The following is a 10898-nucleotide window of genomic DNA, read 5'->3' as shown; positions in this document are numbered from 1 at the left end:
TTATGCTGCCTATCTTTTTTTAGCACACATTGGCTCAATCCGTACAAAGGTATGGGTTTCAGGCTGGTTGTTACCCCCCCAGAGAGGAATAACAAACCAGAAAGAAGATAAGGAATGAAAATTTAATAACTTTAGCGTCTGCTAAATAGTCGGAACTGCACGATAATTCCATTTTGGCAGATATTCATCAAAAATAATTTTCATTGTTTCTTTAAATCCCTTAGCTACTTTTCGACCAGTTTCATATATTTTATCGCTCACATTTACTACCACAGAAAGCCCGGTTTTAGTATGAGTTTTTGCCATGAGTTTTTTCACTAACTCAAGACTGGTAAAAATTACTCCTTGACAGGCTCTGGTTACGTGAGGAAACAAACGATGTTCAATGGGATTATACTTCGATGTATAGGGGGGATAGTGTGCGATTCTAATTTCTATTTCTAGCTCGTCAACTAATTCTTGTAAATCCGACTTAAAGATATGATGATTGGAATTATTACTGCCACCACCATCGCATTTTATCAAAATTGAATTGGCTTGAGGGTAGATAAATTTTCCGTAATTAACCAACCATAATTTAATCGATTTACAAGCAAATTCACTCGTGTCTTTACTGATTCCCAGGTTTAAATATCCTCGGTTATGTTGCAGATCGTAAATTCCATGAGGTACTACTTTTCCTTCAGCCAAACTCCAAAAATCATGGTCAAATTTCGTAATAGCTTCCGTAGTATATAGACTTCCTGCTCGATATAGATTTCCAATTAATTCCTTCTTTTTCGTGTCCCTACTAACAATCGGATTTCCATGTAACTCATACTCGGCGGTAATTCTGGCCAGATTTTCAAATTGTTCATTAAGATTCTTGGTTACTCCGGTTGTTTGTTTTTTTTGAGCTTGGCGTTTCACATATCCATGTTTTTTTAACAGTTTTTGAACAACTGTTGTACTGACTATTATTTCCTGAGCCTTCAGACCTTCAACTATTTGTTGCTGGGTAAGATTTGTCCATTTAATTTTTTCCGACATTGGCTCTCCGGCTGTGTGGTTTTTTAAGACTTCTAAAAAACGCTCATTTAAATCAGGAATCTCAGACTCCCTAGTTTTTCTTCCTCCTCCACATCGGCGAATTCTCTGTTGATTACAAGTAGTGTCGGATTCACTTTTTAACTCCTTAATTCCCTTGGCTATTGTATTCCTGTCTACTCCCAAAACTCGGGCTATGTAAATAATTCCACCATGTCCAGGTTTTACAGCTTCTATCGCTGCATATTTTCTTTGGTCTTTTTCAGATAAAGACTGATGATGTTTTCGCATTAAATCAGTAATTTCGTCTGAGTAGCACATAAATTAAGTTAGTCATAAATTCTTCAAATCAAAAAATCATGGGCGACATAAAAAAACCAAGTCGGTATAATATTTGACATCTCTACCGAAACATAAACCTATTCATATTCACTCATTTATTTATTATACATCGCTGATGTTATTAAATTTTCATTCCTAAGTTATTTTCCAGGGAAGAGGGGCAACCCCGGAGGGTTGCCCCTCCCAGAAAATTATTGGTTTAAGTAATGGGGTGAAAGTAAAATGCTGCTCCTAAGACGATATATGTTGCTAAAAGCAGCACTCCTTCGAGCCAATTAGAACGCCCGTCGAGACTAATTAGATTAGCAATTGTCACCGCAATGGCAACTGCAACTACTTCAAAGGGATTGAAGTTTAAATCCATCGGCTGATGAATCACTAATCCGATAATCACCAACACCGGCGCTACCAGCAAAGCAACTAGCAAACTCGATCCCATTGCGACAGAAACTGACAAATCCATATTGTTTTTCATCGCAACTCCTACCGCAGTTACATATTCGGCCGCGCCGCCAACAATCGGCAACAGAATTACCCCTGTAAATAGCGGCGTCAATCCCAATCCTTTGGTAGTTTCTTCGACAACGCCAACGAAAATTTCTGATTCAAAAGCAACGGCAACAGTTGAGGCAACTAGCACCCCTATCCACAGCCACAAATTCGGTTTGTGCGTAGTAGATTCCTCTTTGGTATTTTGCGGATTTTCTGACTCTAGTTCTAGTAACCCAACATCGTAAAGATAGCTGTGAGTTTTTAATGAAAATAGGAGAGTTAGAGCGTAAACTGCAATTAGGACGATCGCTGTTATTAAGGAAAGATTCTGAATGGCTGCGGGTTCGACTCCATTGGAGGTGTAAATTACCATTGTCGGCAGCAGGATAGCAATCACTGCTAGAGTCATTGTGGAACCGTTCACCCGCGCGATAATTGGCTTAAATTCCTGTTCTTTGTAGCGGATTCCTCCTAACAGCATGGAAAATCCCATGACTAAGAGCAAGTTGCTGATAATTGTACCGGTTATGCTGGCTTTCACAATGTCAATTAATCCAGCTTTCAGGGCAACTATTGCAATAATTAATTCCGTAGCATTGCCGAAGACTGCATTTAATAAGCCGCCTATGGAGGGGCCTGTGACGATCGCCACTTCTTCTGTTGCTGTACTCAACCAAATCGCCAGAGGTATAATGCCTAAAGCGGATGTGATGAAAACAGCCAGGGAACCCCAGTGCAAATACTCAGCGGCGATGGAAATGGGGATGAAAATTAACAGCGCTATAGAAAGAATCTTTTTGATTGACATAGGAACTCGGATGGTGTATTGAAGAGTGAGGTTTAGCTAGCGGGGCGATCGTCAAGTTGATTTTACATGATTCAACTATCCTCTGACTCACCCAAATACGGATACAAGCCCCGGACTTAAGTTGTGGAGAGCAATCATGGTTGAGACAAAAGTTATACCCCCCAGCGAACGGCTGTGGAGTGAATCTAAAATCTAAAATTTGAACTAGACTGACTGTTGTCTATCTGAGAAAAAGTGCGCCGTCATTCCGAATCCTTAAAGATGTTTTATCCAAACCTAAATCATTTGTCTCGTCTAATCTTACCTCTACTGTTCCTTCGCCACCAGGTTTCAAACTGGGTTTCAATAATGCGCCATCTAGTCGCCTAAATACAATTGAGGTCGGTAGTGTCAATGCTGGCAGCGCGACTGTTGAATTTTCCGCTAAACTCTGGCGGTTAGTCTGTCCAACCACCTGAAAAAATAGTCGATCGTTGGTTTTATTCGTTAATCTAACATTGACTTTGCCATTAACGGGAACTATTTTGCCGTCAGGAGCTTTTTCGGGTTCGTTAGTTTGGGATATTTCGCCAGCAAAACTCGCAGATTCGGTGAAAGGCAAAACGCTGTTGGCTACTACGGCTAAGCTGACAGCCAGTAGACTTGGCAGCCAGGTTTTATCGATCGGTAATTTGCACATTTATTTTGTTGACTTTGGATCTAAAAATTCTAATAAGGGATTTTACCTTATCCTGCTATTTTCTGACAAGTCGCCTAGGAAGTAAATCCGAGCTTTTCATAGCTGACACATTAGCGGTAAAGATGGAATTGTAATATAATATGAAGTTATAAAAATATGGAAAATATAGATATTAGTATGTAGTGCCCAGTTATCGAATAAAAGCACGTTGATAAGTCGCCCCAATTAACTTTTGAATAGTACCGATTCTCTCAAAATGATGAATAAGGAAGAAGGAAGTTAGGCAACCAAGCCGTGTAGGGGATTTAACGGCTCGAAGTTGAGGGAAGAAAGAAGATTGTGTCAATTTTCCCCCTCTTCCACTCTTCCCCTCGCGCAGCAGCTATTCAACCCAACGCACCCGCACAAAATGAGCTTCGCGTCCCCAGAAGTCCTGACTTACAGTAATATCAACAACACTCAAATTAAACGGAATAGCAGTTGTGACGTACCGCTGAGCCAGAGATCCCACATCAGGAGCTAACTGAGCCGCAGCAGCCGCCGCTGCACCCAAACCTAAAAGTTGCAGGATGGGCCCCCGAGGCAGGGCTAAGTTGATGCCAACAGCAAGTCCAGCCGTTAGCAGCATTGCCACCGACAAATTCGTGCCACAGCGGGGATGTACAGCTAAATCCCACTCTCCGCTTGCAATCCGCTGCAAAGCCTCGCGTACTGCCTGATGCAACTGTGCAATGTTAACGTGGCCATAAAGATAAAACCCTTGATCTGTGGACATCCCGCCCAATAACTCATTATCGGTTCTTGCTGTGGTCGCACCAAACGATTGACTTAGTACCCAAACCGTAGCGTGTTCCAAAGCATGAACTTGGCGCAAAGTCAAGACTTCCTTCAAACCGGGCACAAAATTGAGTTGTCGCAACAAATCAGCATCTTGAGTCCGCTGCGGGGCAAAGTCGAAGGGAAACTGGCCGGTGCGGCCGGAAGCAGAAGCAGTAGTTGTCATATCAAAACGCCTCCATTAACTCCATTCAGTGGATATTTAACATTAGCAATTCGGTTGAGAAAAAGCCGATGATAAATTATCAATAGTTTTGACTTTAAAACCTAGCACTGGCAGGTTTTGTGCAAAAATTATTAGCCCTCAACCTGCCCTTACTAATAGATTAGATCGCACTTATTCCCAGTTTATTGCTCTTGCCGCTGGCCGTCGCGGAATACTCCCGGAATTCGCCGGCCTCTGGTATCGATAATTGTGCCTTTGCCGTGAGGCAATCCCTTGCGTAACTCTCCCTGATAGCGGATACCGTTGGAGAACGAACAGTTACCCCTGCCATCAAGTTCTTGAGTATAGAACTGTCCCGAACACCGACTGCCGTCAGCCCGGGTGAACGCTCCCGTACCTAAAGGCTTGCCCCCTAAAAATTGACCCACAAAGCGATCGCCATTAGCAAAAATGAATTGCCCTTGTCCAGTGGGCACGCCTACTTTTTGATCAAGAGAAAACGACCCTATATAGCGATCGCCATTAGTAAAAATAGCAGTCCCGGAACTAACTTTGCCATCTCGGAATATGCCCTCCACGCGGGCGTCGTCCTTAAATATAAATTGTCCTCGACCATTTGGTTTGCCCAGACGGAACTGCCCCTCATAGCGATCGCCATTGGAATATATGTATACCCCAGCGCCACTGGGCAAACCGTTAACGAACTGTCCGATGTAGCTATCACCGTTGTCGTAATCGCACCTAACTCTACCTGTAGCGATAGTTGGTACGCAGCGCCCTGTTCTAGCTTCTGTTCCTTGCGCCATTGAGGGCAAGGGATAAGTCGCGTAACTACCAATTAACACTGATGCAACTAATAGAGGGATTCCACTGGTTTTTAAACGGGAAATCATTAACTAAGTCTCTCCTATGCGCTTCTGGATATTATTTTCCTTCGTCATTTGTCTTTTGTCCGATTTCTGGTCAAAAGTTGCCTGAAAACCTCAATTTATCCTTTACGAAACTCCGGGTTTGCCGTTGCGAAATACCCCCGGAAAGCGCCTACCGCTAGCATCGATCATCGTCCCGACACCGTGAGGCACTCCCTTTCGCAATTCTCCTTCATAGCGCGTCCCGTTGGGGAAAGTGCAGGTGACACTAGCATCAAGTTCTTGATTAAAAAACCTGCCAGAACAGCGAGTGCCGTCTTTGCGTACTAATACCCCAGGGCCAAAGGGCGAGCCTGCAAAGAATTGTCCTTCATAGCGATCGCCATTGGTATAAAAAAATTGACCCCGCCCTGCTGGTTGGCTGCTAATAACTTTAGTCTGAAGGTTCTGGACGACTCCGAAGTCTCCCACGTAGCGCTCACCGTTGGGGAAAACCACCGTCCCAGATCTCATCGTGCCGTCTTGGAACACGCCTATGTAGCGGCCATCATCTTTAAAAATGAATGTCCCTCTACCATTGGGCACTCCCCTCCGAAATTGTCCTTCGTAGCGATCGCCATTAGCGTACACGTAGACTCCGCTGCCGTCGGGGAGGCCGTTAACGAAGTTTCCCTCGTAGTTATCGCCTGTCTCGTAATTGCATTTCACTCTTCCCGTAGGAAGGCTGCCTTGGCAGAAGGGAGAGCGTTTTTCTTCTTCTGGTTTTGGATCAGGTGTTGCTTGAGCCATTGATGGCTGGGGATTGAAGAGATTAGTAGCGCTGCCGATAGAAGAAGCAACTAATATCACCATCCCTAATTTTTGAATTGAACCGAGCATGATCAATCTCCTTTAACTTCAATTACTAATAGGGATTTTCTAGAAGCTAATACTCGCTGAAAAGTCGTCTATTTTTTAATCCCTGTACTAATTTTACCTTCAGGTTTGAGATCTGCCCTAAATGCAAAAAGGCAAAAATTAGAGTTTTTGCCTTTAGCATTTTTCCTGCTTTACTGTCAATTTTCAGCGTCGCGCTGAGCTATTCGGATTTGGGAGACGGCTAATAACTGCATTGGCTGGTTGTGGTTGGCGACTGGCTGGTTTTTCTCCGACACCTTTGGCTACCTCAACGCCGTTTTCCTCCAGAATCACGATCGGATCGGCTCCTTGCTTGAGATCGACCCGCTTCACCAACACTTGCCCGTTAGACAGCCGCTGCCCGACTTTGACATATCGGCTGGTTGGTTCATTCGGTACTTTGACAATCACTTGCGTCTCGTTCCCGACTTTTACCACCCCGCTGACTTCAGTACCCGTAGCGAGGTCAGTAGAAGGGGGTGGCGGAACTACTGGAATGACGGGAGGAGGCGGGGGATTTGGGTCTACCCACTGGGGCGGGCGCTGGTCTACTGGCAGTTCCGGCAGATCCGGTACTCCTATGGGTCTCGCTGCTATTGGCTGGGGCGGGCGCGGGGGTGCTGGAGGGCGAGGCTGGCGAGGCTGCGGATTCCGCCCATCTTGGGCTCTACCTCCTATTGGCCCAGTTGTACGACGACCGGTGCCCGGACCTGTTCTGGCAACAGGATTTGGGTCTCTCCATGGGGGCGGGCGCTTGTCTACTGGCAGTTCCGGCAGATCCGGGACTCCTATGGGTCTCGCTGCAATGGGTTCGAGTCCAGGCGGGGATGTACGAGTACGACCTAATTGAGGAGCATCTAGCTCCGGAACTATGGGCGGCAAGCCAATTTGTCCCCCGGTGCCTCCGGGTAAGGAACCATTTCTGCCACCGCCACCGCCATTTAACCGAGGAGGAGTTCCCCCTGGTGGAACTATGGGACGCGAGTCAATTTGCGCCCCATCACCTCCGGGAAGTAAAGGGCCTCCCGATCGACCTCTTAGCTGCTGAGTGCCCGCTCGACCGCCCGTGGGTCCTCTGGGGATAGTAACCGTCTGATTAGGCCTGTTAAGTGGGGGGGGAGCCAATAACTCGGGAAGCTCGGGTAGCACGGCAACTTGTCGCTGTGGCAGTTTGGGGAGTTCTGAGGTAGTCCCACCCGCTCCGTTGGCTCCTGGAGGGATTTGTAATACGATCGGCGGCAGTGGCCCAAAGGGGTCTAACTGAGAAGGATTCGCTGTCACAGGGCCTTGGGGTACTGGCTGAAGCGGAAGCGTTGGATTCCTGTCCTTTTTGTTGCCGATGCCTGTTTGAGCCTGTCTTGCTCGTTCGTCTGGGTTGGTCGATCGAATTAACCCTGGAGGCTGGGCGGCTACTATTGGAGACTGGAAAGTCTGAGTTCCTGGGGTGGGGCTGGCAGAAGCGGCCGGAGACGGAGAGGCTGCACTGGGACTGGGGCTGGGGCTGGCTGTGTTGCTGCCCTCGCCACCACAGCCTGCGATCGAGAAAGCTAGTAGTCCTATAGTCGCAAAATATAAAAGTTTGTACATTGCCGATCGCCCCTAACTGCTTAATTTCAAGATATCCAACAAGGCTCTGCAATTACAGCCTGTTGCCGTTTATCAGTTTATCTGTGTTCGATGTTATGCGATCGCTTGAAAATTGCCAAGTTTTCCTGATGATCTGATCTGGGGATCAAGCGATCGGTTTTTGGGAGCGGGTTAGGATATCAGTGGCGGTTGTTGTTCGACATATTGAATCAATTAAGGTATTTAGATAATGGCAAAAGTGATTCTCAAGCGAATTTGGCGATCGGGCTTTGTTTTTGCGACCGTTTTGGTGGGTGTGGGATCGGCGGGCGGCGAGGTGCATTCTCATTCACATCAGCCAGAAACTCAGGTGATGACATTGGTGCCCGATGTTAGTTCCCAGCAGCTCGTGAAGCGGAGCTATCCCGAAGGGAATCGCACTATAACGGGATCGGGATTCACAACTGGAAAATTGTACTCTCAGTTTTGGAACCCATCCAATCCTGGTGCCAAACCCCCAGCAAATCAACCGGCTAAGCCACGGGGGAATCCACAGGTATTTCAAGCTAAAATCAAGCGTCGTGCAGGCGGGACGCCGGTGATTGATGTGGTATTTAACGGCAACAAGACTTTTGAGATGATTCTCGATACCGGGGCGAGCGGTACTTTGATTTCTCAGCGGATGGCTACTGCGCTGGGAGTGAGGCCGGTGCGTACCGTGAGAGCGGGGATCGCTGATGGTAGCGTTGTCGAGTTCCCGATCGGTCGAGTGCGATCAATTCGCGTTGGGGGTGCTGTGATCCAAAATGTGGAAGTGGCGATCGCCAAACAAATGCCAATAGGTCTGCTCGGTCACGATTTCTTTGGCAATTACGATGTCAAAATTAAAAAAGATGTTGTAGAATTTTATGTCCGCTGAAAGTGAGCCGATTCGGAAACGGATTTTGGCTCAACTGGTTTAAAGTTATTCCCAGCCCAGTCAAAGCGGTTTAATCTCTTCCTTTAGGCAGTAGTAAAAGTCAGCCATCTGTGGTAATGTTCTTAGTGTTTCAATAGCAACCTACCGTTGAACAATTCGTGAAAATGCGGCGGCAAAAGCAGGGTCGCTGTTGGTGAGATCGGTAACAGCCTCCGACTGTGCATTCACAGTACAGGGCAAGGCAATCAATTAAACAATTCCCAAAGCAGGTCGAGATTAGTTCCCAAAATACTGTGGCTAAGGGAATTGTGGTGGGCTTTGTTCAGCCGGAGCCTAAAAAATATGTAAACTGATTAGCGGCAAATGTTCCGCAAAATCGGAAATCATGACGATCGAGAAATTAATTATTGTAAATAAGGTATTCACATGGCACAAGCGTCTGTATCTCCTGTAGTGCTGATTATTCTAGACGGCTGGGGTTATCGTGAAGAAAAAGACGGAAATGCGATCGCCGCTGCAAAAACACCCGTGATGGACAGTCTCTGGGCCGCTTATCCCAGAACTCTGATTCACACATCGGGCCGGGCTGTAGGGCTGCCAGACGGGCAAATGGGTAACTCAGAGGTCGGTCACTTGAATCTGGGCGCGGGCCGCGTGGTTCCTCAAGAGTTGGTGCGGATCTCGGATGCAGTGGAAGATGGTTCTTTGCTCAACAATAAAGCGCTGGTTGGGCTTTGCGAGAAAGTCCGCGCCACCGGCGGCAAGTTGCACCTGACTGGTCTTTGTTCTGAAGGTGGGGTTCATTCCCATCTCAGTCATATTAAGGGTTTGCTGCAATTAGCAAAGGTACAGGGAATTTCTGATGTTTGCATTCACGCGATTACTGACGGTCGTGATACTACTCCGAAAGAGGGTGTCGAAGCTCTAGGGAAGATTGAAAGTTATATCGCAGAGGTAGGGGTCGGTCGGATTGCGACCATCAGCGGCCGCTACTACGCGATGGACAGGGACAAGCGCTGGGATCGGGTGCAGCGCGCTTACGAGGTGATGACGACTGAGAGCGCGCCTGACGGTCGATCGGCTGTGGATGTGTTGCAGGCCTCCTATGCTGAAGGAGTGACCGACGAGTTTGCAGTTCCCACTCGAATTGCGCGCGGAGCGGTGACATCCGGCGATGGGATGATTTTCTTTAATTTTCGCCCGGACAGGGCTAGAGAATTGACTCAGGCTTTTGTATCTCCCTATTTTAAGGGGTTTGAACGGCAGTTAATTGAGCCGCTGGGGTTTGCGACTTTTACTCAGTACGACCCGAAACTCTCGGTAATGGTGGCTTTTGAACCGCAGAATTTGAACAATATTCTGGGCGAGGTGATTTCTAAGCACGGTTTGCAGCAGTTGCGGACGGCGGAAACTGAAAAGTACGCTCATGTGACTTATTTTTTTAATGGGGGTCTGGAAGAGCCTTTTTTAGGGGAACACCGGGAGTTGGTGCAGAGCCCGATGGTGGCGACTTACGATGAGGCGCCCCAGATGTCGGCGGACTTGGTGACGGATGGGGTGGTGACGGCTTTGGAAAAAGGCATCTATTCGTTTATGGTGATTAACTACGCTAACCCGGATATGGTTGGTCATACGGGGATGATGGATGCGACGATAATTGCGATCGAAACTGTGGATAAATGTTTGGGGCGGCTGTTGAGCGCCATTAGTAAAGCTGGGGGAACGGCAATTATTATTGCCGATCACGGAAATGCTGAGCAGATGTTTGACGAGGACGGCAATCCTTGGACGGCTCACACTACTAACCCGGTGCCGTTTATTCTGGTAGAAGGTGAAGGTCGGAAGATTCCGGGTCACGGAACGGATGTTCCTCTGAGGGCGGATGGTTGTTTGGCGGATATTGCGCCGACGATTCTGGAGCTGTTGAGGTTGCCTCAGCCCCCGGAGATGACGGGACGTTCTATGATTCGATCGGCTGAGTTTGAAGTTCGTGCCAATCGCACTCCTGTGCGAGTCCGATTGTAGTAGGGACAAAGGCGCCGTGCATTGGTGTCAACTTAAGCTGTAATCCGCCCAGTCCTCCCGCCCATCCGGTAGTCCGCCAGGGAATGAATTCCCTGTCTAATAGCGAAAGTCCTCTCAAGAGGACTAATGAGTTTAAAAATTCGGCGTTTCTGAATTGGGGTATGAAATTTTTAGGGGCAATCCCCCCGTGGTTGCCCCACCGCTGACAGCGTAAGAACTTAGAATTACCCCATCAGGCAAAATCATACTTGGATTCAGCAGTACCAAAAATT

9 protein-coding genes are annotated in these 10898 nt (G+C 47.3%); 2 read left to right on the top strand and 7 right to left on the bottom strand.

Annotated features, from left to right (window positions below; genetic code table 11):
* Positions 1–141 precede the first annotated feature (141 nt).
* The 7 genes from QUB25_RS26405 to QUB25_RS26375 form a co-directional block, all read right to left on the bottom strand.
* Positions 142–1347 carry an ISAzo13 family transposase gene (locus tag QUB25_RS26405; protein ID WP_333187899.1) on the bottom strand — a complete coding sequence of 402 codons (1206 nt, stop codon included), beginning with the start codon at positions 1345–1347 and terminating at the stop codon, positions 142–144.
* Positions 1348–1567: 220 nt separating this feature from the next.
* A complete protein-coding gene (gene cax, locus QUB25_RS26400; RefSeq protein ID WP_333041818.1) occupies positions 1568–2668 on the bottom strand; it encodes a calcium/proton exchanger in 1101 nt (366 codons plus the stop codon).
* 220 nt (positions 2669–2888) lie between these two features.
* Entirely contained in the window at positions 2889–3347 is a 459-nt protein-coding gene (locus tag QUB25_RS26395; RefSeq protein WP_333041819.1) for a hypothetical protein, read from the bottom strand.
* A 382-nt stretch (positions 3348–3729) separates the two neighbouring features.
* Entirely contained in the window at positions 3730–4350 is a 621-nt protein-coding gene (locus QUB25_RS26390; RefSeq protein ID WP_333187896.1) for a DUF6391 domain-containing protein, read from the bottom strand.
* 182 nt (positions 4351–4532) lie between these two features.
* Entirely contained in the window at positions 4533–5243 is a 711-nt protein-coding gene (locus tag QUB25_RS26385) for an MORN motif-containing protein (RefSeq protein WP_333041822.1), read from the bottom strand.
* A gap of 102 nt (positions 5244–5345) precedes the next feature.
* On the bottom strand, positions 5346–6098 hold the full coding sequence (locus tag QUB25_RS26380) for an MORN motif-containing protein (RefSeq protein WP_333041824.1): 753 nt from the start codon (positions 6096–6098) through the stop codon (positions 5346–5348).
* Between the two features lie 183 nt (positions 6099–6281).
* Positions 6282–7703 carry a hypothetical protein gene (locus tag QUB25_RS26375; RefSeq protein ID WP_333187893.1) on the bottom strand — a complete coding sequence of 474 codons (1422 nt, stop codon included), beginning with the start codon at positions 7701–7703 and terminating at the stop codon, positions 6282–6284.
* Between the two features lie 229 nt (positions 7704–7932).
* On the opposite strand from QUB25_RS26375, the gene QUB25_RS26370 reads away from it, so the two are divergent.
* Together QUB25_RS26370 and gpmI are read left to right on the top strand one after the other, a co-directional pair.
* Positions 7933–8601: a retropepsin-like aspartic protease gene (locus QUB25_RS26370; RefSeq protein ID WP_333187890.1), complete on the top strand. Its 669-nt coding sequence runs from the start codon at positions 7933–7935 to the stop codon at positions 8599–8601.
* Positions 8602–9027: 426 nt separating this feature from the next.
* Entirely contained in the window at positions 9028–10626 is a 1599-nt protein-coding gene (gene gpmI, locus QUB25_RS26365; RefSeq protein WP_333187888.1) for a 2,3-bisphosphoglycerate-independent phosphoglycerate mutase, read from the top strand.
* Positions 10627–10898 lie beyond the last annotated feature (272 nt).

This window comes from Microcoleus sp. B3-D7 (assembly GCF_036705305.1).
Lineage (GTDB): Bacteria > Cyanobacteriota > Cyanobacteriia > Cyanobacteriales > Microcoleaceae > Microcoleus.
The sequence above is the reverse complement of the archived record's forward strand: the minus strand, read 5'-3'. Positions and strand labels throughout refer to the sequence as shown.